24 protein-coding genes are annotated in these 23,421 nt (G+C 63.6%); 9 read left to right on the forward strand and 15 right to left on the reverse strand.

Translation table 11 applies throughout. The annotated features are described in order from the left end of the window. Positions 1 to 6: 6 nt before the first annotated feature. The 6 genes from mftF to mftA all read right to left on the reverse strand — a co-directional run bounded on the left by mftF (position 7) and on the right by mftA (position 5,170). Positions 7 to 1,455 (reverse strand): mycofactocin biosynthesis glycosyltransferase MftF, encoded by a 1,449-nt coding sequence (mftF, locus tag MSTE_RS19625; protein ID WP_096506129.1) that lies wholly within the window; start codon positions 1,453 to 1,455, stop codon positions 7 to 9. Next, positions 1,452 to 2,198: a mycofactocin biosynthesis peptidyl-dipeptidase MftE gene (gene mftE / locus MSTE_RS19630; RefSeq protein ID WP_096503733.1), complete on the reverse strand. Its 747-nt coding sequence runs from the start codon at positions 2,196 to 2,198 to the stop codon at positions 1,452 to 1,454. Before mftE ends, mftF begins: the two co-directional genes overlap by 4 nt. Positions 2,199 to 2,355: 157 nt before the next feature. Continuing rightward, complete coding sequence (gene mftD / locus MSTE_RS19635) at positions 2,356 to 3,534, reverse strand: pre-mycofactocin synthase MftD (protein ID WP_096503735.1); 1,179 nt, start codon at positions 3,532 to 3,534, stop codon at positions 2,356 to 2,358. Next, positions 3,535 to 4,749, reverse strand: coding sequence for a mycofactocin radical SAM maturase (gene mftC, locus MSTE_RS19640; RefSeq protein ID WP_096503737.1), 1,215 nt, complete (start codon positions 4,747 to 4,749; stop codon positions 3,535 to 3,537). Continuing rightward, a complete protein-coding gene (gene mftB, locus MSTE_RS19645; RefSeq protein ID WP_096503739.1) occupies positions 4,749 to 5,051 on the reverse strand; it encodes a mycofactocin biosynthesis chaperone MftB in 303 nt (100 codons plus the stop codon). The genes mftC and mftB overlap by 1 nt, the downstream gene beginning before the upstream one ends. A gap of 14 nt (positions 5,052 to 5,065) precedes the next feature. Continuing rightward, complete coding sequence (mftA, locus tag MSTE_RS19650; RefSeq protein ID WP_030096679.1) at positions 5,066 to 5,170, reverse strand: mycofactocin precursor MftA; 105 nt, start codon at positions 5,168 to 5,170, stop codon at positions 5,066 to 5,068. A gap of 100 nt (positions 5,171 to 5,270) precedes the next feature. Here mftA and mftR point away from each other — a divergent pair, with 100 nt between their 5' ends. Next, complete coding sequence (gene mftR, locus MSTE_RS19655) at positions 5,271 to 5,867, forward strand: mycofactocin system transcriptional regulator (protein WP_096503741.1); 597 nt, start codon at positions 5,271 to 5,273, stop codon at positions 5,865 to 5,867. Between the two features lie 24 nt (positions 5,868 to 5,891). On the opposite strand, the gene MSTE_RS19660 is transcribed toward mftR, so the two are convergent. Both MSTE_RS19660 and MSTE_RS19665 read right to left on the reverse strand, forming a co-directional pair. Continuing rightward, on the reverse strand, positions 5,892 to 7,082 hold the full coding sequence (locus tag MSTE_RS19660; RefSeq protein ID WP_096503743.1) for an NAD(P)/FAD-dependent oxidoreductase: 1,191 nt from the start codon (positions 7,080 to 7,082) through the stop codon (positions 5,892 to 5,894). A 56-nt stretch (positions 7,083 to 7,138) separates the two neighbouring features. Beyond that, positions 7,139 to 7,591 (reverse strand): Lrp/AsnC family transcriptional regulator, encoded by a 453-nt coding sequence (locus MSTE_RS19665; RefSeq protein ID WP_096503745.1) that lies wholly within the window; start codon positions 7,589 to 7,591, stop codon positions 7,139 to 7,141. 135 nt (positions 7,592 to 7,726) lie between these two features. Here MSTE_RS19665 and ddaH point away from each other — a divergent pair, with 135 nt between their 5' ends. From ddaH to MSTE_RS19685, 4 genes are read left to right on the forward strand one after another with little or no spacing between them, the layout of a single operon-like run. Beyond that, positions 7,727 to 8,584: a dimethylargininase gene (ddaH, locus tag MSTE_RS19670; protein ID WP_096503747.1), complete on the forward strand. Its 858-nt coding sequence runs from the start codon at positions 7,727 to 7,729 to the stop codon at positions 8,582 to 8,584. A 20-nt stretch (positions 8,585 to 8,604) separates the two neighbouring features. Continuing rightward, positions 8,605 to 9,825 (forward strand): ornithine--oxo-acid transaminase, encoded by a 1,221-nt coding sequence (gene rocD / locus MSTE_RS19675; protein WP_162291688.1) that lies wholly within the window; start codon positions 8,605 to 8,607, stop codon positions 9,823 to 9,825. 25 nt (positions 9,826 to 9,850) lie between these two features. Further along, on the forward strand, positions 9,851 to 11,326 hold the full coding sequence (locus MSTE_RS19680) for an APC family permease (RefSeq protein ID WP_096503749.1): 1,476 nt from the start codon (positions 9,851 to 9,853) through the stop codon (positions 11,324 to 11,326). 25 nt (positions 11,327 to 11,351) lie between these two features. Further along, positions 11,352 to 12,233 (forward strand): universal stress protein, encoded by an 882-nt coding sequence (locus MSTE_RS19685; RefSeq protein WP_096503751.1) that lies wholly within the window; start codon positions 11,352 to 11,354, stop codon positions 12,231 to 12,233. Positions 12,234 to 12,240: 7 nt separating this feature from the next. On the opposite strand, the gene MSTE_RS19690 is transcribed toward MSTE_RS19685, so the two are convergent. Continuing rightward, entirely contained in the window at positions 12,241 to 13,062 is an 822-nt protein-coding gene (locus MSTE_RS19690) for a mycofactocin-coupled SDR family oxidoreductase (protein ID WP_096503753.1), read from the reverse strand. Between the two features lie 171 nt (positions 13,063 to 13,233). After that, entirely contained in the window at positions 13,234 to 14,034 is an 801-nt protein-coding gene (locus MSTE_RS19695; protein ID WP_096503755.1) for a hypothetical protein, read from the reverse strand. A 113-nt stretch (positions 14,035 to 14,147) separates the two neighbouring features. On the opposite strand from MSTE_RS19695, the gene MSTE_RS19700 reads away from it, so the two are divergent. Next, complete coding sequence (locus MSTE_RS19700) at positions 14,148 to 15,506, forward strand: oxygenase MpaB family protein (RefSeq protein WP_096506135.1); 1,359 nt, start codon at positions 14,148 to 14,150, stop codon at positions 15,504 to 15,506. A gap of 95 nt (positions 15,507 to 15,601) precedes the next feature. After that, on the forward strand, positions 15,602 to 16,951 hold the full coding sequence (locus tag MSTE_RS19705; protein ID WP_096503757.1) for an oxygenase MpaB family protein: 1,350 nt from the start codon (positions 15,602 to 15,604) through the stop codon (positions 16,949 to 16,951). A 134-nt stretch (positions 16,952 to 17,085) separates the two neighbouring features. Here the strand turns inward: MSTE_RS19705 and tuf are convergent, their stop codons facing one another. The 5 genes from tuf to MSTE_RS19730 form a co-directional block, all read right to left on the reverse strand. After that, the gene (gene tuf, locus MSTE_RS19710) at positions 17,086 to 18,279 is read right to left on the reverse strand and encodes an elongation factor Tu (protein WP_078288431.1); all 1,194 of its coding nucleotides are present in this window, start codon (positions 18,277 to 18,279) and stop codon (positions 17,086 to 17,088) included. A 111-nt stretch (positions 18,280 to 18,390) separates the two neighbouring features. After that, positions 18,391 to 20,496, reverse strand: a complete 2,106-nt coding sequence (gene fusA / locus MSTE_RS19715; protein WP_096503759.1) for an elongation factor G — start codon at positions 20,494 to 20,496, stop codon at positions 18,391 to 18,393. A 77-nt stretch (positions 20,497 to 20,573) separates the two neighbouring features. Then, entirely contained in the window at positions 20,574 to 21,044 is a 471-nt protein-coding gene (rpsG, locus tag MSTE_RS19720) for a 30S ribosomal protein S7 (RefSeq protein WP_030096665.1), read from the reverse strand. Then, the gene (gene rpsL, locus MSTE_RS19725; protein ID WP_003929602.1) at positions 21,044 to 21,418 is read right to left on the reverse strand and encodes a 30S ribosomal protein S12; all 375 of its coding nucleotides are present in this window, start codon (positions 21,416 to 21,418) and stop codon (positions 21,044 to 21,046) included. Before rpsL ends, rpsG begins: the two co-directional genes overlap by 1 nt. A 323-nt stretch (positions 21,419 to 21,741) precedes the next feature. Beyond that, positions 21,742 to 22,350 carry a TetR/AcrR family transcriptional regulator gene (locus MSTE_RS19730; protein WP_078297737.1) on the reverse strand — a complete coding sequence of 203 codons (609 nt, stop codon included), beginning with the start codon at positions 22,348 to 22,350 and terminating at the stop codon, positions 21,742 to 21,744. A gap of 173 nt (positions 22,351 to 22,523) precedes the next feature. Here MSTE_RS19730 and MSTE_RS19735 point away from each other — a divergent pair, with 173 nt between their 5' ends. Together MSTE_RS19735 and MSTE_RS19740 are read left to right on the forward strand one after the other, a co-directional pair. Continuing rightward, a complete protein-coding gene (locus MSTE_RS19735) occupies positions 22,524 to 22,937 on the forward strand; it encodes a DUF3060 domain-containing protein (RefSeq protein WP_096503761.1) in 414 nt (137 codons plus the stop codon). A 38-nt stretch (positions 22,938 to 22,975) separates the two neighbouring features. Next, the gene (locus MSTE_RS19740) at positions 22,976 to 23,416 is read left to right on the forward strand and encodes a DUF3060 domain-containing protein (protein WP_096503763.1); all 441 of its coding nucleotides are present in this window, start codon (positions 22,976 to 22,978) and stop codon (positions 23,414 to 23,416) included. Positions 23,417 to 23,421: the final 5 nt, after the last annotated feature.

The following is a 23,421-nucleotide window of genomic DNA, read 5'->3' on the forward strand; positions in this document are numbered from 1 at the left end:
GCCTACTCAGGGCCGTAATTCCGGTCGAAGCGCCCCGAGATCGCACTCCTGCACGATCCCCGACCACAAGCCAATCCCGTAGGCGATGTCGTCCAGACGCTTCAGCAACACGTACTCGAGCAGACCGATGCGATCATCGGGAGACGCCGAGTTGTCGTTGCGCTTCATCCAATCCACCACGCCGTCGACGATGGCAGCCACGACGAGCACGTGGCGACTGCGCCGCGATAGTGCGGCAGCCACCAATGCCAATGGCCAGTAGTGGCGGCACAACGCGGACGCGATCTGCAACGCGGCACCGCCCACACCCTGGGTGGCCACCCGAAGGACGTCACGTGGCGGGGTGTCCACTCCCCGCAATGTCCGCGCGACTCGCCCGGCGGCGAGCGCGGCCATACCCGCCGCGGCCAGATAGCCCATCCCCGAGCCCACCGCCGCCAGAATCCACACCAGCAGTGTCCATCGCGAGATGACCATCGGTGCCACCTTGTCGGGGTGGCGTGTCGACAGCGGCGCCGCGCTCATTCCATAAAATGCTTTGCGCGCGAACCATTCTCGAAGGGTCAGTCGATGATCATGAGCCACATGGGAGACCGGTTCGTACCGAAGCCGAGACCCTGCCTCGATCAGCCGCCAGCACAGATCCACGTCTTCACCGCATCGCAGTGATTCGTCGAACCCACCGATCTCGTCTATCGCGGCCCGGCGAACCACGATCGCCGCACTGGGGACGTACGACACCGGGCCGTACGGAACCACGGGCGCCTCGCGAAGGCCAAGGTCCAACGAGGACCTGACCGCCTCATAGCGAGCAATCGCGTTGTCGCTCAACACCAATCCCACAATCCGCGGGGCGACCAGGGCGACCGCCGGATCACTGAAATGCCCCAGCAGTGCCTCCAGCCAGCCGCGCCTGGGCACCACATCAGAGTCAAGGAAGGCGACGAAATCCGTGGTCGCCAGCTTCAGCCCGGTATTGCGGGCCGCCGCCGGACCCTGACTCTCGTCGTGACGTACCACCCGCACGTCACAGTGCATGCCCTCCAGATCGCACTCCAGGATGGGAATGGCGGAACCGTCGTCGATGACGATCACACGCATTCCGCGCAGTGCCCGTAGCAGCCTGCGAAGACCAAATCCATTGTTAAGGCATGGAATAACGACGGTGACGTCCCGATATCCGGGGCCACCCGTTGGTCGGGGGTGAGCGACGGTCGCATCCAACAGCGTCCGAGCGAGCTGCGCACTGGTCGCGTCACGGACTTCTAGCCGTCCGCCGGAAAGCAGGGTCCGCGCGGCCGGAGCCAATCGCAGCAGCCGGGTCGGAGAGCCGCCCAGTAGCGCCGAGCCCTCGTCGAGAACACGAACCCGTCGATCGACCTGTACCGCGAATCCGTCGGGCAACCGCCCCTGTGGCACGGACGCCTCTTGCGCCGGTTCGTCGCCGGTGGTCATACCAGCCGCCCGTCCGTGCCAGGTGTCCAACGGCGCACCGCGTCGGCGCATTGTCGAGTCATCGTCGCAAGCATCCGTGCGCCTTCCTGGCTGCTGGCGGTGGTCGGATCTCCGAGCACACCGATCGCGCTCACCGCCGCCACCCCGCCCGCGCGCATGGGCGCCATCAGTTCGCGCAGCGGTGCCGAATTTCCGGCGAGCACTTCCTCACGACGCACGCTCTCCGGTGAAATATGCAGCAGCAGAGAGGTTTCCACATGTCCGGCATGAGCGTCCCCGCCTTCGACCGCACACGCCCACCATGCGACGTCGCGCCCCTCTGAACGCAGCAGTCGCACCGCGGTGACCGTCGCCTCGATATTGCCGCCGTGACCGTTCACGAAGACGATGCGCCTGCACCACTGTGTGGCCGACCGGCCGTACTCAACGAGGACCTGAGTCAGCGCCGCAGTACCGATCGAGATCGTTCCAGCGAAGGATTGATGCTCTCCGCTGGATCCGTACGCGATGGCCGGGGCGAGGGCGGTCCGACCGTCGCCGGTATCGGCGGCCAGCTCCCCGGCCGCAGCGGTAGCCACAGCATCGGCAATGCGGGTGTCGGTGTCCAGCGGCAAGTGCGGCCCGTGTTGTTCGGTTGAGCCCAGCGGAGTGAACAGCGTAATGGCCTCGTCTGCGAGCTCCGGAGAGATTGCGGTGCTCAAGACAGTCGGAACAGCCACCCGCCGATGGTAGGCCGAATTCACGTCAAATGCATCCAAAGTTGGCGCACACGATCGAGGTCTTTACATCCTTGCTGGCCGTCGGCTTATGAGCTAGGCGCTATTTCGCACCGATTGTCACGCCAGTCCCTGCCGCCACATCGACGTCGCCGTCGCCGTGTTCGATTCGCGCTGCGCCGAACTAGTGCCGCCCGAGGCCCCGGGCAAATCCCTCGGGGATCAAAAGATCATCTGGCGATAGTTCGTGCACAGATTTCTTCCCGAGCCCCATCAGCGCCGAGTCGATGCCGCCGCGCATGATGTCCAGGACGTTCTCGACACCGGCCTGGCCGGAGGCCGCCAGACCCCAGAGATACGCCCGCCCGATCATCACCGCGCGCGCACCGAGGGCCAATGCCTTGACGACGTCGCTGCCCCGCCGGATGCCACCATCCAGCAGCACCTCGAGGTCACCACCGACGGCCGCCGCGATGCCCGGCAATGCGCGGATCGACGCAGGTGTTCCGTCGAGATTGTTACCACCGTGATTGGACACTGAGATAGCCGAAACTCCGCAATCCACAGCACGTTTCGCGTCATCGATGCGCATGACACCCTTGAGCATGAACGGGCCGTCCCATTGCTCACGCATCCATCGAACGTCGTCCCATGTCGGCGCCGGAGTGCCCATCCACTGTCCATATGCGTCGAAGAACGGCGGGCCGTCCTCGCCGCGGGCCGCCTGATTAGGCACCCGCAGGTCCGGAATGTTCATGTTCTTACCGAAGGACCACAGCCAGCCCGGCTTGGTGACCACTTCCGGCGCCAGCCGGATCATCGACCGCAGGTTCATCTTCTCGGGTATGGACGGGCTGCCCCAGTCGCGACCGTGCGAGAAGCTCCAGTCCAGGGTAGCGATAAGTCCTACGGCTCCAGCATCTTTCGCACGCTGAATACGCTGAGCCACATCGTCGCGTCCACCCAGCCAGTAGATCTGGAAGTGCGTCTTCGGATTGGCGGCGACCACGTCCTCGATGGGCTTGCTCGCAAAGGATGACAACCCCATGGCGGTCCCTCGCGCGGCGGCCGCCCGCGCCACAGCCACCTCGCCATCGGGGTCCACCGCCTGAACACCGGTCGGCGAGATCATCACCGGCAGTGAAATCTCTTGCCCCAAAACTGTTGTCGACAGTTCACGGTCCGGCTGAATGCCAACAACGTGGGGCTCGAATCCAAGCTCCCCGAACGCCTCGACGTTGTCGCTGACCGTCAGCCCCTTTTCACTGGCCGAGATCAGCGAGCTGTAGACGGATTTCGGCAGCCGCTTCTTGGCCCGCTGCTGGGCAATCGCGACCGTCTCGAACCATGCGTTGCGCGCCATCTACCGTCCTGCTCGTACGTTGGAAAGGGGGTTCTCGTCGCACGCGCGCGAGGGGGGCCGGCGTGTCAGGGTCAACACAACAGGGCCCGAGGCCGGGCCGCGCTTGCCCTTCGAATGCGAGTGGTCCCCAATGGGTTTGGGCACGATGCGATCTGCGGCCAGGGCCGCCTCGCCGTAACCCTGTACGCATTCCGGGTCGGGTCCATCCATCGGCAACCCGGTGAAGAACTTCGCCGCCATGCAGCCACCCCGGCAGCTGTCGTAATGTCCACAGCTGCCGCACGCACCCGCGGACTGCGGTTCGCGTAGCTCGTTGAACAACCGTGAGTGCTTCCACACCTCGTCAAATCCGCCATCCGACACCACATTTCCGGCCATGAACCGGTCGTGGATGGCGAATGGGCATGCGTATACATCACCCACCGGATCGATCAGGCACACCACCCGGCCGGCACCGCACATGTTCAGACCTGGCAAACCGCCGGAGCCATCGCCGTATGCCGACAGATGGAAGAAGGAATCACCCGTGAGCACCCGCTCACCGTTGAGCACCAGCCAGTCGTACAACTGACGCTGCTGCGCCGGGGTGGGGTGCAGCTCGTCCCACACGTCGGCGCCCCGTCCGGAGGGCCGCAGCCGCGTAATCCGCAGTGTCGCACCGTATTTTGCAGCCAGATCCGCGAACTCGTCGAGTTGGTCCACGTTGTGACGGGTGACCACCACCGAGATCTTGGCGTCCTTGAAGCCTGCGGCAGCCAGATTCTCCAGCGCGCGCACCGCCATGGCGAACGATCCCGCGCCACGCACGGCGTCGTTCACCTCTGCGGTCGCACCATCTAGCGAGATCTGCACATCGACGTAATCGCTCGCGGCCAGCCGCGCCGCCACCTCCTCGGTGATACGTACGCCATTGGTCGAGAACTTGACCCCCACGTGGTGCTCTGTCGCATAGTCCACGAGCTCCCAAAAGTCTGAGCGCACAGTGGGTTCGCCGCCACCGATGTTGACGTAGAACACCTGCATGCGTTCGAGCTCGTCGATGATGCCCTTACACTGCGCGGTGGACAACTCGCGCGGGTCACGCTTGCCCGACGATGACAGGCAGTGCACACACGACAGGTTGCAGGCGTAGGTCAGTTCCCAGGTGAGGCAGATGGGAGCATCCAGTCCCTGTTCGAACTGATCCACCAGGCGGGGTACAGCGGGAGCGCTCATCAAGCGTCCTCTCGGGTCACGATCATCGTCGAATCCGCCAGCACGGCCAGGGCCCGCTGGTACGCAGCAGCCTGACTGTCCTCGACACCGGCGGCGCGCCAAGCACTCTCAGCGCTGGTGTGGTCGGGAAGTGATTGCACGATCTGCAGCAGCGTGCGGTTTTTCAGGAAGGACAGCTTGCGGGTGCCGAAGTGGTAGAGCAGCGCCCCAAACGGCTCCGGGCGCAACGACACCTGGGGGTGCAACTGCCAGGGCCGGGTCCAATCAAAGCCGGCGGGCGCCTCGTCAATCATGGCGCTCATCGAGGTGGGGCGTCTCAGTAGACGCCGCACATCCCGTCGATCGAGACCTCTTCGACCAGCGATTCCTGTACCAACTCGGTGTCGGTGGTCTGTCCGGCGACAGTGGTGGGCTCGGCCATCTGTTCACTCCCTTGTGAGTCTGGACTGTGGCAACGATCACGATAATAATGGCATCGAGTGCAGAAAGGGAAGAGGGTGGCAGAAAATGGCACAGTTCTCATGAGTGCGCAGCCGGCGCGCGTGGGACGGCGCCCTTCGACAACCCGGGATGAGATCACCGCAGTTGCCATGGCGCTGTTCGCGCAGCGCAACTTCGACGATGTGAGCGTCGACGACATCGCCGCCGCGGCCGGTATCGCCCGGCGTACGGTGTTTCGGTACTACAGCTCCAAGAACGCAATCGTGTGGGGAGACTTCGACTCCCACCTTGAGGTGATGCGTGCATTGCTGGAACAGACGCCGGACACGGTGGACATCAGTACCGCCCTGCGCCAGGCATTGCTGACATTCAACGACTTTCCGGCCGACGAGACCCCGCGCCACCGCATGCGGATGCGGCTGATCTTGGAAATCCCTGCGTTACAGGCGTACTCGATGCTGATGTACACCGGCTGGCGCGATGTCATCGCGCAGTTCGTGGCCACACGCACCGGCACCGATCCCGGCACCCTCTTACCGCAGACCGTTGCCTGGACCCTGCTCGGAGTGGCACTCGCGGCGTACGAACAATGGCTCGCCGACGAGTCCGCCACGCTCACCACACTGCTCGGCAAGGGCCTCGATGCCGCCGAGGTGGGCCTGCGCGGGCTGGGCTGAGCTCGCGGGCGGAAGGAACAGGCGCTACTCCAGCACGTCGGCGATGGGCGTTCCTGCGGCGATCTTGGCCCGCATCTTCATCACCGGGCCGGCCATCCCGCAGCCGACGACCCCGGTGAGCACACCATCGCGTTCCAGATATGCCAGGAATTTCCGGCCGTCATCGGAAATGAGATGCACGGTATCCGCGTCGCCGAGATGTCCGAGCGACTGGATCTTCACGTCGTACTGATCGCTCCAAAAGTACGGCACGGCAGCCGCATTCGCCGCCGGCTCCTGACCGAGTAAGGCGGGTACGAGCGCGCGGACTTGATCGGCGACATTGCTCCAATGCTCCACCCGGCTGGGGCGGCCGTCAGCATCCGCCCACGCGGCGACATCGCCCAACGCCCAGACATGCGGGGTGCCGGTACGGCCCACCGCATCGCACACCACGCCGTTGTTCACCTCGACACCCGACCCGTCCAACCAGTCCGTGGCGGGCCGGCTCCCGATACCCAGCACGACGAGATCGGAGTCCAGGCGCGTGCCGTCGGACAAGGTGACGGACTGAACCCGCCCGTCTCCCTCGACCGCGTCTACGCCCACTCCCACCCGAACGTCGACGCCCTCATTGCGATGCAGCCGGGCAACCAGGTCGCCGAGCTGCTGTCCGATCGCCGCCAGCAGCGGAGCGGGTTGCGGTTCGACGAGAACCACGTCAACTCCGTTGGCACGCAATGTGGATGCGACCTCACACCCGATGAATCCGGCCCCGACCACCACCGCTCGCCGCGCCTTCGCAGCGTCGCCTCGCAGCGCGAAGCTGTCATCGGCGGTACGCAGGACGTGGATGCCGTCCAGCTCGGGGAAGGCAGCGATACGCCGGGGAACGAGGCCGGTCGCGATGACGGCCTCTCCGTACTCCAGGGTGCTGCCATCATCCAGCGTAGCCGTCCGGGCAGCAGGGTCCAGCGCGACCACCTTGGCACCGAGTCGCAGCTCAATCTGCTTCTCGTCGTAAAACTCTCGCGGTTTGAGCACTACCGCATCGATTGTCTTCTCTGCATCCCGCAGGACGTCTTTGGACAGCGGCGGACGATCGTAGGGCAAGTGCGCCTCGCTGCTCACGATGGTGATCGGCCCGGAGAACTCGGCGCGACGCAACTGTTCGGCAGTTCGCACCGCCCCCAGTCCGCCGCCGATGATCAGTACCCCTCGATCCGCATCGCTCATGGGTTTCTTCTTACACGACTGGACACGCGCGCTGTCAGGCCTATCGCCCCTGCCTCTTACCCCTGGACCTGCGCGCGGTCCACCAGGTTGGAAAGCACCACGATGCTCTCGGTGCGGTCGATGTCCCCACTGGCTCGGATGCGTTCCAGCGCACGCTCGAGGTGCTGGATATCGCGTGCCAGTACCCGCAGCATCGCGTCGGAGGTTCCGGTCACCGTCGCGGCGCTGACTACCTCGGGGATGTCGATCCACGCTCGCCGCAAGGCTTCCGGCGTGATCGTGCCCTGACAGTAGACCTGTACATAGGCCTCGGTGTTCCAGCCGACGGCAGCGCGATCCACTACGGTGGTGAAGCCCTTGATCACCCCCGTCGCAACCAGCCGGTCGACACGACGCTTGACCGCGGGAGCCGACAGGTTGACCTCCTCACCGATCTCGGTGAACGTCGCTCGAGCGTTGCGCATCAACAGCGTCACTATCCGCTCATCGGTGGCATCGAGCTCGGCCATTCACGTTCCTCCTCCAGCGATCCCACTCCATACTGCAATAGAATGCCAAATTTGCCATCTGGACGCAATGAATCGCGGCCATCCGGACAACGCATAGAGATTGATTGCAGGAATTACCTCTCATACGCTCAGCGCATGACCGTTGTGCACGAGGGTGGACACCCGGCCGGCTCCCCCATCCAACAACCAGACAGAACACCGACGACGCGTCACTACGTGATGGTGCCGCCGACGTACTACACCGTCGAATACGCGATCAATCCCTGGATGGACATATCCAATCCGGTCGATCCGACATTGGCCACCGCCCAGTGGGATGCGTTGCGCGCCACCTACGAACGTCTCGGCCACATGGTGGACCTCCTGCCTCCCGTGGCCGGCCTACCGGACATGGTCTACGCAGCCAACGGCGGAGTCGTGCTGCGGGGCAACGCCGTTGTCGCACGGTTCACACACGCCGAGCGCGCCGGCGAATCCGCGGCACATGCCGACTGGATGCGTGTGCACGGGCTGCGCGCCCTGCATACCCGGTACACCAATGAGGGTCAGGGCGACTTCCTGCTGGCGGGCGATGTCATGCTGGCCGGTACGGGTTTCCGCACCGACGTCCGGTCTCATGTGGAAGTGGCACGAATGCTCGACATTCCCGTCGTAACACTGGAGCTCGTCGATCCGCGGTTCTATCACCTGGATACCGCCCTGGCCGTGCTGGATCAGCAGACCGTGGCGTACTACCCGCAGGCGTTCGGTGAAACCTCGCAGGCCCGGCTGCAGTCCATGTACCCCAACGCGATCATCGCCAGCTCCACCGATGCCTACGTCCTCGGGATGAATGCGGTCTCCGACGGTCGTCACGTCATGCTGCCCGCCGCGGCAACCGGATTCGCCGAACAGCTCCGCGCTGCCGGATTCGAACCGATCGGTATCGATCTCTCCGAACTTCTCAAGGGTGGCGGTTCCGTGAAATGCTGCACGCTGGAGCTGCACTCGTGACCGTCACGGAGGCCCCCGGCATGTCACCCGACTCATACAAGAGCGCCGAATACATCGAGTTGGCCGAGCAGTACGGCGCACACAACTATGCGCCGCTACCGGTCGTCGCCCACCGCGCCGAGGGCGCGTGGATCGAAGACGTGGACGGCAAGCGCTATCTGGATTGTCTGGCCGCCTACTCGGCGGTGAACTTCGGCCACGGGAACCCCGAGATTCTCGCGGCCGCCCACGCGCAGCTGGACACGGTGACCCTGGTAAGCCGGGCGTTTCATTCGGATCGCCTCGGCAGGTTCTGTCGAGACCTCGCCCGACTCTGCGGCAAGGGCATGGTGCTGCCGATGAATACCGGGGCCGAGGCGGTGGAAAGTGGCATAAAGGTCGCCCGCAAATGGGGTACCGACGTCAAGGGAGTGCCCGTCGGTCAAGCCAACATCGTGGTGGCTCACAACAACTTCCACGGCCGGACCATCAGCATCGTAAGCTTCTCCTCCGACGAGACGGCGCGCGGCGGATTTGGCCCGTTCACTCCAGGCTTCCGCATGGTGCCGTTCGGCGACATCACCGCGCTGGCACGGGCTATCGACGACAACACCGTCGCCGTTCTCCTCGAACCCATTCAGGGTGAGGCCGGCATCATCATTCCGCCCGACGACTACCTGCCCGCGGTCCGTGCGATGTGCACCGAGAACAATGTGCTGTTCATCGCCGACGAGATTCAGGCCGGGCTCGCGCGCACCGGCAGAATGTTTGCGTGCGACCACTGGAACGTGGTCCCGGACGTCTACCTCCTGGGCAAGGCGCTGGGCGGCGGCGTGGTCCCGGTCTCCGCCGTGGTCGCCGATGTCGATGTGCTCGGCGTGCTGCATCCAGGCGAACACGGCTCCACCTTCGGTGGAAATCCGTTGGCCGCAGCCATCGGATCGACGGTCGTGGCAATCCTCGAGCGCGGTGAGTTCCAGCGGCGGGCTGCCGTTCTCGGCGGGCACCTGCGACGGCGCCTCGACGCCCTGATCGGCCATGGCGTCACCGAGGTGCGTTCGCTGGGGCTCTGGGCCGGGGTCGACATCGATCCGAATCTGGCAACCGGAAGACAAATCAGTCTGCGCATGGCAGAGTGTGGCGTCTTAGTGAAGGACACGCATGGCGCGACTCTCCGGTTTGCACCACCCCTTGTCATCACCGAGGACGAAATCGATTGGGCAGTAGACCAGTTCGCTGATGCGCTGGCCAAAAGCCGGTAGGTTTCGCCCGGCCCCAGGAGGCACAATGGCACCCTCGTCACCCAGCCTTGCCCAGCAGCTGCTGCGGCGCCGTCCTACGTCGGGGGCTCCCACGGCCCACGGCGCAGGCGGGCATCTGAGGCAATCGATGGGGACATTCCAACTCACCATGATCGGCGTCGGCGCCACGGTGGGCACCGGAATCTTCTTCATCTTGGCCGAATCGGTGCCCAAGGCAGGCCCGGCGGTGATGGCCTCGTTCCTGGTCGCCGGTCTCGCCGCGGGACTGGCAGCGCTCTGTTACGCCGAGTTGGCCTCCGCGGTACCGGTATCGGGCTCCTCGTTCTCCTACGCGTACACCACCCTGGGCGAGCTGGCGGCGATGGTGGTGGCCGCCTGTCTGCTGCTGGAGTACGGCGTATCAGCGGCCGCGGTCGCGGTGGGCTGGAGCCAGTATCTCGACAAGCTTCTACTCAACGTCTTCGGATCGCATCTGCCGCACGCGATCAGCGCCGCCCCCTGGGACAACGTCGATCCTGGAGTACCGCATGCCTGGCTCAATCTGCCGGCGGTGGTCCTGATCGTCATGTGCGCGATCCTGCTCATCCGCGGAACCAGCGAGTCCGCACTCGTGAACACGGTCATGGTGCTGCTCAAACTCGCCGTTCTGACGGTCTTCGCAATCATCGCGTTCACCGCGTTTCAGGCGGGCAACTTCTCGGACTTCGCGCCGTTCGGCGTCAGCGGCATCGGCGCCGCGGCCGGAACGATCTTCTTCACCTATGTCGGATTGGACACGGTATCCACCGCGGGCGAGGAAGTGAAGGATCCGCAACGCACGATGCCGCGCGCGCTCATCGCCGCACTCCTCATCGTCACCGCCTTCTATCTCGTAGTCGCCCTTGCCGCACTCGGCGCGCAGCCGTGGCGGGAGTTCGAGGGGCAGTCCGCCGGCCTGGCCCTGATTCTGGACAAAGTCACCGGAAGTACCTCTGCCAGTACCTTCCTCGCAGTCGGCGCGGTCATTTCGATCTTCTCGATCACCCTGGTCTCGATGTACGGCCAGACCCGCATCCTGTTCGCCATCGGCCGCGATGGCCTGCTGCCCTCGGTCTTCGCACAGGTCAATCCCCGCACGCTGACACCGGTGAACAACACGATCATCGTCGCGATCGTCGTGGGTCTCATGGCGGCCTTCGTACCCCTGAACAGCCTCGCGAACATGGTCTCGATCGGAACCCTGACTGCGTTCATCGTGGTGTCCATCGGCGTCATCATCCTGCGGGTCCGAGAACCCGAGCTGCCGCGCGCCTTCCGTGTTCCCGGCTACCCGGTCACCCCGGTTCTTTCCGTGATTGCCTGCGGTTACATTCTGTTCAGCCTGCCCTGGGTCACGTGGATCGCGTTCGGATCCTGGGTTGTGGTGGTACTGGCGTTTTACCTGGTGTGGGGCCGGCACCACAGCGCGCTAAACGACTTACCCAGCGACCCAGCCGAATTGATTGAGGAGCCGGTGCGATGAGCCGCTTGCGTGAAGAGCGTCAGATATGACCGTCGTCGTCGGATATCTCTCGGGCAAGGGCGGCAAGGGCGCCCTGCACCTGGCTGTCGAATCTGCCCGCGTTCTGGGAACCTCGCTGACGGTCACCACCGTGGTACCGAAGCCATGGACCACACTGTCGAAGGCCAAGATCGACGCAGAGTACGCACAATGGGCTCAGAAGCTCTCCGACGATTCAAAGTCCGAGGCCGCTGCGTATCTCGAAAAGATCAGCGCCGGAATCGATGTCACATTCCATAACGTGGCTCATCGCTCGGTGTCCGGCGGGCTCCTGGAAGCAGTCGAGGCATCTGACGCGGATGTACTCGTCGTCGGTTCTGCCTCGGAGGGAAGCCTTGGGCAAGTGGTGCTGGGCTCCACCGGGGACCGGCTGTTGCATTCCTCCCCCGTTCCACTGGCCATCAGCCCCCGCGGTTACCGCGGTTCGAAGGCTGGCACCGTCAGCCGTGTCACCTGCGGATACCCCGGCACAGAAGATGCGGTTGACGTTGTACACCAAGCGGTTCGGCTGACACAACGCCTACACGCGCCACTACGCGTGGTCACCTTCGCCGTACGCGGCCGCACCATGCTCACCGCCGGGGTGGGCCCCGAGGCAGAGGACGCGGTGCTCGCCAGCTGGGTCGCCCAGTCTGAGGAGGCGCTGGCAGGACTGCGTCGCGACGGAGTGATCGAATCCGAGGTGGAGCTGAAGGTTGTCACCGGGGACAGCTGGGACGACGCCTTGGACAATGCCGAATGGCTCGACGGCGAGCTACTGGTGCTCGGCAGCCGCCCCCACAGCACGGTCGCCCGTGTCTTCCTGGGGTCCCGCGCGACCAAGATCGTCAGGCACAGCCCGGTGCCCGTCGTGGTGATGCCGGGCTAGAGCCGCCTCAGTAGGTCAGGTGCCCCTTGTCGACGGGCACCTGAGCACCGGCCAACGTGCCCGACGCATCGCCCGCCAGCCATAACACCACATCGGAGATCTCATCTGGCTCGAGCATCTTGGTGGGCGACAACGGCATCGGTGCAATGCTCGGCAGATAATTGGGGTGTTCGGCCAGCAGCTTCATCATGGCGTCGCCGGTGATCATCGGCGTGGTCACCCCGTACGGGTGGATCGAGTTGACCCGGATGCCGTACTCGGCCAGTTCGATCGTCAACGACTTGGTAAGCCCGGTCAGGCCGAACTTCGAGGCGACATAGGCGCCGTTACCCGGAGTCCCCTTGAGTCCGGACACCGAGCTGACGATCACGATCGAACCGCCGTTGCCGGCCTCTATCATCGTCGGCACAACGGCTTTCACGGTCTTCCAGGTGCCGGTGAGGTTGGTGTCGATGACATCTTCCCACTGCTGGTCGGGCATCTCCCACAACCGGCCCCAGCTGAGCACTCCGGCATTGGCGATGAGGATGTCAATGTGCCCGAACTGGGCGACGGCCTCCTCGACCACACTCTGCAAGGCGGCACCGTTGCGAACGTCGGCCTGCTCGGCGATGATCTTGCGCCCAGCCGCCTCTACGAGCCGCACCGTTTCCTTGAGGTCTTCCGGTGTCGCGGCCTCGTACCCCGCATACTCCGACACGGGGGCACAGGCATCAATCGCAACGATGTCCGCGCCGGCCTCGGCCAGCCGGACGGCGTGCTGACGTCCCTGCCCACGAGCCGCACCGGTTACGAAGGCCACTTTTCCAGCCAAGGACTGATCCGCCATGTCTGCTCCTTTGCACTTGAGGCCAGGCTAGCAGCAGTACTAGAACGTGTTCCAGATTGAGGACCGCTCAGCGGACAAAAACGAACACTGCCATCAGGAAGGGTGAACCACCGCAAGGCGATCAAGCCTCACCCGAGGCGTGCGCCATCACCCCTGAGCCGCGCCTTCCGCCTAGAGATCGCCGAGAATCTCCGCGCGTTTGGTGTTGTACTCCGCCTCGGACACCAGTGATGCCAACTTCAACCGATCGAGCTCGGCAAGCCGCTCGGACGCTGAGCCACCGGGGCCAGGGTCGGCCGACGATGCCCGCTCAGCCGCCTCCGTCTTGCGCAGAATGGCATCAATCTGTTGGCGGACAACCGGATTGGAGCGGATGTCCACCACCCCATCGGTGCCGATGCCGTTGGCCTTGAGAACCTTCATAATCTCGAAGAGTGGGCCGGCCTGCCCGGTCAGGTCGTACTCACGACCTTGCGACGAGCTGGTGAACTTGGCCGGCACCTGACCGCTGAGCAACGCGGTGCGCTGCCAATCGATCTGAAACTGCTCGGTGCCGGGCGCGACCAGCACAACGAGCTTGCCGCGCGAGAGAGCAGGTACCTGCAGCACCGACACCCGCGTCCTCGTCTCGGCACGGAACGGACTGATCCCGTCTCCGTGCACCTGAAGCGTCAGCTTGATGACCGGCTGATCGTTAACCCTCATGCCGGTCTCGTTGGCCGCGACGACGTCGGCAAGCGCGAGAATGCCGTTGGCCTCCAACAGCTTGCGTGCCTCATCGGTTCGAGTGAAGACCAACGTCAACACGAATGCCAACACCACGATCCCGATGGTGATACCGACTCCGCTGTACAGCATCCAACTCGTCGCGGGTTGGTCGATCACGTAATACATCACGATGAATATCGGCCCGACGATCCCGCAGATCAGCGAGAAGGCCAGGATTTTCAGAAAGCGTGCGACCACGTTCATGGCGCTCATCATCCTCCACCTGCACGGCATCTTGTGTGGGATCCGACCAGCCTCTAATATTGGCAATACATGTTGTCAACAATGCCGACATCGCCGAACAGGAGGCATGCACCATGCCCAAGCTCACCGCCGTCGACAGCCCTTCGGCCCGCGATCCCCACCCGTACGACTACTACCACCGACCGGGTATGGATCTACGTCCAATTCCCGAGGGCAAGAACGAATTCGGCTGGATCTGGCGTCACTGTCGGCACGTGCTGTTCGACAACTGGTTCGATGTCGAAGACGACGTCACCCCCACGCCACTGACCCGCCTGTTCGACGACCACATGTGGCAGGGCGACGAGTTGATGGATGCCGTGGTGGCCATGTTCGAGCGGATGGGTTCGGCACGCGCACGCCCCTTGTTCGAACAGGCCATCACCGATGGCATTGATTCCCTGGAAGACCCGCCGGACGAACTCCGCGCCCTCCTGGAGGACGCATACCGTGTGCCCGAATGGTGGGATCCGGCCAAGGCGGAGCGTGGACGGCAACGGCTGTATCGAACCACTGTCCCCACCTTCCTCATCATGGCGACATTCGGTGTATTCGATACCGTCATGAACTCCGATGTTTCGACATCGACGGGCGCCACCGGAAGATTCCGCGACCAGGGTCCGCAACGACAGATCGAGACCGGCAGGTTCTTCGCCACTCTGTTCGATCGGGATGCCATGCAGCCCGGGTCGCCACAGATGAGGCTGACCCTACGCGTACGCCTCGTACATTCCTTGGCCCGCAAGGGCCTTCGGTCCGCATGGGGCCCAGACAACTATGCGAGATTCGGGGCGCCGATTCCCAACTCATCAATGTGCGGATTCATCGAGGCCGGGGCGTTGGGCGGACTGGTGCTCGACCAACGATTCGGCCGACCGTGCACACTCAAGGAGATCGATGACGTGTGGCATTACATGTCTCGATGGGCGTTGCTATTCGGCGTGACAGAGACGTTGTGCCCCAAGTCTGGCATCGAGGCGATGCACAACCTCGACTACCTGCTAGCGCGATCCGGCGAAGCATCGAAGTGGCGAGTGGAACTTGTGGAAGTCCTGTCCTCGCTGACCACCGGCGGGTTCCAGAACCGAATAGGAGACCTGCTGTATTCGACCGTCATTGGCGGTCCCGGTTCGGTTCTCATGGGATCTCAAGCGATGGATGAGTTCTTACGCGACACCCAGTTCGAACGGATACCTCATCGACTCCCCGGCACGATCGTCAAAGCCGTCGCGACAGCAGGCGGCCATACCGCCGCCATCCGCGATCGAGTGCCAGGAATCAACTGGGTCCGCCGCATCACGTACGGAAGGCTGATACCGAACCCCAGCGTTCTCCTCAAGCCGGTCTTCGACGTTCTCGAGAAGCTCCACAAGGTCAGCTCCACGTACACGATGCACGACTCCAACACCTCCGGGCACGCCTTCGCCCGCTAGTGGTAATGCCAGCTCTTGTGGGCTCCGCCCACGCGGCCTAATATTGACAATACGCGTTGTCAATGACGTCGACGTCAACACCAGGAGGCGCCCGGATGCCCGAACTCACCGTGGTCGACACACCACTGTCCGGCGATCCGCACCCATTCGACTACTACTTCCGCCCGGACATGGATCTACGACCAATCCCCGAGGGCAAGAACGAATTCGGGTGGATCTGGCGCCACTGCCGACATTATTTGTTCGATCCCTGGTTCGATGTCGAGGACGAGGTGACCCCCACACCGGCGACCCGCCTGTTCGACGACCACATGTGGCAGGGCGACGAGCCGATGGACGCCGTCGCCGAGCTGTTTCACGAGCTCGGGTCCGCCCAGGCCCGAGCGCTGTTCGAACAGGCCGTAGAGCATGGCGTCGACAGCCTGGATGATCCTCCCGAGGCGCTGCGCGCACTGTTCGCGGATGCCTACCGCGTGCCGCAATGGTGGGATCCGGCCAAGGCGGAACGGGGTCGGCTACGCGCGCGCCAAGTGACCACCGCAACCACCGCTGTCATGGCGACCTTCGCGGTGTTCGACACCGTCATGAACTCAGATGTGTCGGCGGCCACCGGGGCCACCGGCAGGTTCCGTTATCAGAGTGCCCAACGACTGGCGGAGACGAACCGGTTCTTCTCCATGATCTTCGACCGTGATGGGTTGGCACCCGGCTCCGAACAGATCAAGCTGACGATGCGCGTTCGTCTGGTGCACGCACTGGCCCGGCGGGGCCTGCGCAGCGCCTGGGGTGAAGACAACTTCGCCCAGTACGGCGCTCCCATCTCCAACGCGTCCATGTGCGGGTTCATCGAGGCGATGCTCGGAGCGCTCCTTGTCGACTATCGACTCGGAAGATCTTGCACGCTCAGGGAAATCGATGACGTATGGCATTACCTGCTGCGGTGGGCACTGATGTTCGGGGTCACCGAAGACCTGTTGCCACGCACCGGCATCGACGCCATGCGCAATCTGGACTACCTGCTGGCCCGTTCCGGGGATGCCTCGCGTTGGCGCGTCGAGCTGATCGAAGCGCTGGCCACGGGCATATCCGGCACGCGGACCGGACCCGTTCGGCGCATTTTCGCGGAAGTGCTCGCGGGCCCGGGCAGCATGCTGATGGGACCGGCCGCAATGGACGAATTCTTCCAGGGCACAACCTTCGAAGGGATCAACCATCGCCTGTCGGGCCGGCTGTTCAGCACGGCGGCGGCCGTCAATGCCAATGCGTCCGCGGTTCTCGATCGGCTGCCCGGTATCGGGCTGATGCGCCGGCAGTTGGACGCGTTCAACCCCAATCCCAGTGCGGTGAACAACCTTTTCTCGGAGTTGATCGAGAAACGCGCCAAGGTGGCCTCGACGTACACGATGCATGACAACAACACCTCCGGGCACGCCTTCGCCCGCTAGCCAATCCCGCCGACTGTCGACTTGTCGCGCGAAAGCACGAGAAACGGCGCAGCAGGTCGACATTCGCCACAGTGCCCACAACGAAAACGGCGCCCACCCCGAAGGGTGAGCGCCGTTTTCTTGGCGTTTTTAGATCACTTGTGGATCTTGGTCACGCGACCGGCGCCGACGGTACGGCCACCTTCACGAATCGCGAAACGCAGACCCTCGTCCATGGCCACCGGCTGGATCAGCTTGACGGAGATGTCGGTGTTGTCACCGGGCATAACCATCTCGGTGCCCTCGGGCAGTGTCACCACGCCGGTCACGTCCGTGGTACGGAAGTAGAACTGCGGGCGGTAGTTGTTGAAGAACGGCGTGTGACGGCCGCCCTCGTCCTTGGACAGGATGTAGACGCTGCCGTCGAACTCGGTGTGCGGGGTGGTGGTGCCGGGCTTGACCACAACCTGGCCACGCTCGACATCCTCACGCTTCACACCACGGACCAGCAGACCGACGTTGTCGCCGGCCTGGCCCTGATCGAGCAGCTTGCGGAACATCTCGACACCGGTGACGGTGGTCTTGGTGACGGTGTCCTTGATGCCGACGATCTCGACGTCCTCGTTCACGTTGATCACGCCGCGCTCGACGCGGCCGGTCACCACGGTGCCACGACCGGTGATGGTGAACACGTCTTCGACGGGCATCAGGAACGGCTTGTCGGTCTCGCGAACCGGGTCCGGGATCGACTCGTCGACAGCGTCCATCAGATCGCCAACGGTCTTGGCCCACTCGGCGTCGCCCTCGAGCGCCTTGAGCGCGGAGACGCGAACCACGGGAGCGTTGTCACCGTCGAAGTCCTGGCTGCTCAGCAGCTCCCGGACCTCCAGCTCGACGAGCTCGAGGAGCTCCTCGTCATCCACCATGTCGGACTTGTTCAGCGCGACGAGGATGTAGGGCACACCCACCTGGCGAGCGAGCAGCACGTGCTCGCGCGTCTGCGGCATCGGGCCGTCGGTCGCGGCGACTACCAGGATCGCGCCGTCCATCTGGGCGGCACCGGTGATCATGTTCTTGATGTAGTCGGCGTGGCCGGGGGCGTCGACGTGCGCGTAGTGACGCTTCTCGGTCTGGTACTCCACGTGCGAGATGTTGATCGTGATACCACGAGCCTTCTCTTCGGGAGCGTTGTCGATCTGGTCGAAGGCTGATGCCTCGTTCAGAGTGGGGTACTTGTCGTGCAGCACCTTGGTGATTGCCGCAGTGAGAGTGGTCTTGCCGTGGTCAACGTGACCGATGGTCCCGATGTTGACGTGCGGCTTCGTCCGCTCGAACTTCGCCTTCGCCACTGTTGTGTCCTCCTGGACTTTTCGGTTGTCTCTGAGACTTTCTCAGAGGCAAGGGTTTTCATTTGCCTAGCGGACTCACTCGCGCAAGTCCGAATGGGTTGTGAGCTTTCGCTACTCCCCAGTCGCCTTCGCGATGATCTCCTTCGACACGTTCGCCGGAACTTCGGCGTACGAGTCAAACACCATGGAGTAGTTAGCCCGGCCCTGGGTCTTCGACCGAAGGTCGCCGACGTAGCCGAACATCTCCGACAGCGGAACCTGTGCCTTGACGACACGTGCGCCGCTGCGCTCCTCCATAGCCTGGATCTGGCCACGGCGGGAGTTCAGGTCGCCGATCACGTCACCCATGTAGTCCTCGGGTGTGGTGACCTCGACAGCCATGATGGGCTCCAGGATGACCGGCTGTGCTTGTCCGGCAGCCTTTTTGAATGCCTGGGAACCCGCAATCTTGAAGGCCATTTCCGACGAGTCAACATCGTGGTACGCGCCGTCGAGCAGCGTGACCTTGACGTTCACCAGCGGATAGCCGGCCAAGATGCCGTACTGCATGGCGTCCTGCGCACCGGCATCCACCGACGGGATGTACTCACGCGGAACGCGGCCACCGGTGACCTTGTTCGCGAACTCGTAGGTGGCGCCGTCCTCGGCATCCACCAGCGGTTCGACGGAGATAATCACCTTCGCGAACTGGCCCGAACCACCCGTCTGCTTCTTATGGGTGAACTCGACCTTCTCCACCGCGCGGCGGATGGTCTCGCGGTAGGCCACCTGCGGCTTACCGACATTCGCCTCGACCTTGAATTCGCGACGCATGCGGTCCACCAGGATGTCCAGGTGCAGCTCGCCCATGCCGCCGATGATGGTCTGGCCGGTCTCGTCGTCCTGCTTGACCTTGAAGGTGGGGTCTTCCTCGGCCAGCTTCTGGATCGCGGTGCCCAGTTTCTCCTGGTCACTCTTGGTCTTCGGCTCGATGGCCACCTGGATCACCGGATCCGGGAATGTCATGGACTCCAGCACGATCTGGTTGCTCGGGTCGCACAGGGTGTCACCGGTGGTGGTGTCCTTGAGGCCGATCGCAGCGTAGATGTGGCCGGCGGATGCGGACTCGACCGGGTTCTCCTTGTTGGAGTGCATCTGGAACAGCTTGCCCAGACGCTCCTTCTTACCCTTGGTGGAGTTGACCACCTGGGTGCCGGAGTCGACCTTGCCCGAGTACACGCGGATGTAGATCAGCTTGCCGAAGAACGGGTGGGTGGCCACCTTGAACGCCAACGCGCTGAACGGCTCGTCGGTGTTGGGCTCACGGGTGATGAGCTCGTCCTCTTTGCCGGGCACGTGGCCGGTGGTGGCGCCGACGTCCAGCGGGGACGGCAGGTAGTCGATGACGGCGTCAAGCATGGGCTGCACACCCTTGTTCTTGAACGCACTACCGCACAGCACCGGGTAGGCCTCGGACGTGATCACGAGCTTGCGAATTGCTCCCTTGATCTCGTCGATGGTCAGCTCTTCGCCGGCAAAAAACTTCTCGAGCAGCGCCTCATCGGTCTCGGCGACGGCTTCGAGCAGAGCAGTGCGGTACTCGGCTGCCTTTTCTGCCAGATCTGCGGGGATCTCGACAACCTCGTACTGCTCGCCCATCTTGGTCTCGCCACGCCACACCTTGGCGTTCATCTCGACCAGGTCGATGATGCCTTCGAAGTCGTTCTCGGCACCGATCGGCAGCTGGATGGGCAGCGCGCGCGCACCGAGGCGATCCTCGATGGTCTTTACCGTGTAGTAGAAGTCGGCGCCCAGCTTGTCCATCTTGTTGACGAAACAGATGCGCGGCACGTCGTAGCGGTCGGCCTGACGCCACACCTGCTCGGACTGCGGCTCCACGCCCTCTTTGCCATCGAAAACCGCAACGGCACCATCGAGGACGCGCAGGTTGCGCTCCACCTCAACGGTGAAGTCGACGTGCCCGGGGGTGTCGATGATGTTGAGCTGGTTTTCTTTCCAGTAAGCGGTCGTCGCGGCGGACGTGATGGTGATGCCGCGCTCCTGCTCCTGCTCCATCCAGTCCATGGTGGCTGCGCCGTCGTGGACCTCACCGATCTTGTACGTGATACCGGTGTAGAAGAGGATGCGCTCGGTCGTGGTGGTCTTGCCGGCATCGATGTGGGCCATGATGCCGAAGTTGCGGACCTTGTTCAGGTCGGTCAGCACTTCCTGTGCCACAGAAGTTTCCGCTCTTTCGCTTCGAATTGGGGATGGACGAACTGGGCGGGCCTCGCCGTGAGGTGAGGCCCGTCAGATCACCAGCGGTAGTGCGCGAACGCCCGGTTGGCCTCGGCCATCTTGTGGACATCCTCGCGGCGCTTCACCGATGCGCCCAGGCCATTGCTGGCATCCAGGATCTCGTTGGCGAGCCGCTCGACCATGGTCTTCTCACGACGAGCGCGCGAGAAGCTCACCAGCCAGCGCAGCGCCAGAGTGGTGGAGCGATCGGGACGTACCTCGACCGGCACCTGGTAGGTGGCACCACCGACGCGGCGGCTGCGCACCTCGAGGGCGGGCTTGACGTTGTCCATGGCGCGCTTGAGGGTGACGACCGGGTCGGTGCCGGTCTTGTCCCGGGCCTGCTCCAGGGCGCCGTACACGATGCGCTCGGCGATGGACTTCTTGCCATCGAGCAGCACCTTGTTGACCAGCTGGGTGACCAGCTGCGAACTGTAAACCGGGTCGTTGACCAGGGGGCGCGACGGCGCGGGTCCCTTACGCGGCATTAGCTCTTCTCCTTCTTGGCGCCGTAGCGGCTGCGAGCCTGCTTGCGGTTCTTGACTCCCTGGGTGTCCAGCGAGCCGCGGATGATCTTGTAGCGCACACCGGGGAGGTCCTTCACACGACCACCGCGCACGAGCACCATCGAGTGCTCCTGCAGGTTGTGACCCTCACCTGGGATGTAAGCGGTGACCTCCACCGCGCTGGTCAGCCGCACACGGGCCACCTTCCGCAGCGCCGAGTTCGGCTTCTTCGGGGTGGTGGTGTAAACGCGGGTGCACACGCCACGGCGCTGCGGGCTGCCCTTAAGGGCCGCGGTCTTCACCTTGGCGATCTTGTCCCGGCGACCCTTACGGACCAGCTGGTTGATGGTTGGCATGTACCGGCTTTCTGTCTCTAGCTACTACTGGGCTCTAGCACTGCGAGCCCGTATGAAGGCCCTGTTGTCCTGCGGTTTTCGCCCGTATCGGTATCCCGAGGCCGGGCGTGTCGCACGCACCGCGGCCGCGAAGAAAAACTCCTTCACCCTCTGGGCATGCGAATTGACCTGGCGCCCTATCTGACCCCCGCTGAGTAACCCAGTGGTGGCCATTGGCCAGGCACAGCGCCCTACCATACCAGGGCTGATCACGGTGAGACAAACTCGCCTACCAGCGACAAAGCGCAGGTCATCGACAACTCGCCGCTACGCGGGCAACTTGCCTACCTGCGCTCGGCAAGACCCGACGCGAAGCGGTGCACCATCTCCGTAAATGCGATGTCGGGATCCATTTCAATGCCCGCCATGAAGCCCGTCATCTCCAGCATGACGAACCCGTGCATCGCCGCCCACAGCTCGACGCCCGCATGAAAGGCCGTGTTCTCGTCGAGCCCGTACACGCCGATGGCCTCGGTAGCGGGCTTGGCCAATTCGCGTGCGTCGATCGTCGGCCGGTTCACATCGTCCAGGAACGGCATCCGGGTCAAGGCGGCGTATCTGCCCGGGTGATGATGCGCGTAACTGCGATATGCACCGGCCATGGCCAGGATTGCGTCCTCACTGGTACGACCCGCGCTCACGGTGTGCAGCATGCCGACAATCTCGACCAGCACCCGATCGCGCACCTCATGACGCAGATCATCGAGGCTGTCCACATGGTTGTAGAGCGATGGCCCCTTTGTCCCCAGCTCGACAGCCAACGCGTTGATCGTCAGCGCGTCCCAGCCGGCGCGGTCGAGAAAAGACAGCGCGGCGTTGACAACGGTGTCGCGGTTGAGCCGTGTCGCCCGCGCAGGATTTCTGCGGTGCGCGGTTGCGGGCTCGCTCGTCACGTCTGGCCACCTTAGGGTGAGTCGTTCTAGTTTGGCGCTCTCTGGTGCGGCCGCCTGGGCAGATGGCCTGATATGACCCTATCTCTCCCCACCGCCACCTTTGCGTTTGTCAGCCTACCGAGCCTGCCGTGGCGCGCCGTGGCTTATTCTCATCACGTGATCTGGACGCTGAAATGACACACGTTCTAGTTTCCGCTGGGCGACGCGTACTGGTCGGGGTCCTGGTGACGGGCGGCATCGTCGCGATGACGAGCTCGCCCGGGGGTCGTTCAAGCCTCGCCGACAACATTCGCCTGGCCAAGAACGGCGACACGCACATCACCCAGTACGGGCTCGTCACCACCATCGATTGCAGCGACGCCACGGTCTTTGTGAACGGATCGCAGAACGTCATCACCGTTCTCGGCAGCTGCTACGCGATCTCGGTGCAGGGGTCCTCCAACACGATCATCGCCGACAACGTGGTCAACGACATCACTGTCTATGGCTTCAACCAGAAGGTGCTCTACAAGTCCGGTGAGCCGGCGGTCATCGATCGTGGGCGCGAACTGGGGATGATGAATTTCATCGACCGCATTCCCGGCTGACCCCCTGCCGTCATCCACATCTCCGGATAATCGACGTCATGTCCCGCCATCATCTGGTCCTGGCCCTGGCCCTCGTCACCCTCGGACTGACGGGCTGCGGCGCCATCAAACCGGGTTCGAGTAATCCGACGCCCGGCACCTGGACTCCCCCGTCCACCTCGGCTTCGTCCAGCCCCTCCACACCGACCTCTGCCAAGGTCGATATCGGGGATGAGACCGTGATCGGGTACTTCGGCCAAACCACGACCGCTGCGTGTGACGGGGGCAAGCGCCTGAACATCACGGGCGCCAACAACACACTCACCATCACCGGCGCCTGCGACAAGGTCACCGTCTCGGGTTTCTCGAACACCGTCACGTTCGACGAGCTGAAGACCGAAGTGACGGTCACCGGATACGGGAACAAGCTGACCTACAAGACGGGCGAGCCCAAGGTCAACAACTACGGAAGCAACAACACCATTCAGAAGGCTTCCTAGCCACC

Origin of the sequence: [Mycobacterium] stephanolepidis (assembly GCF_002356335.1) — a bacterium.
Taxonomy (GTDB): domain Bacteria; phylum Actinomycetota; class Actinomycetes; order Mycobacteriales; family Mycobacteriaceae; genus Mycobacterium; species Mycobacterium stephanolepidis.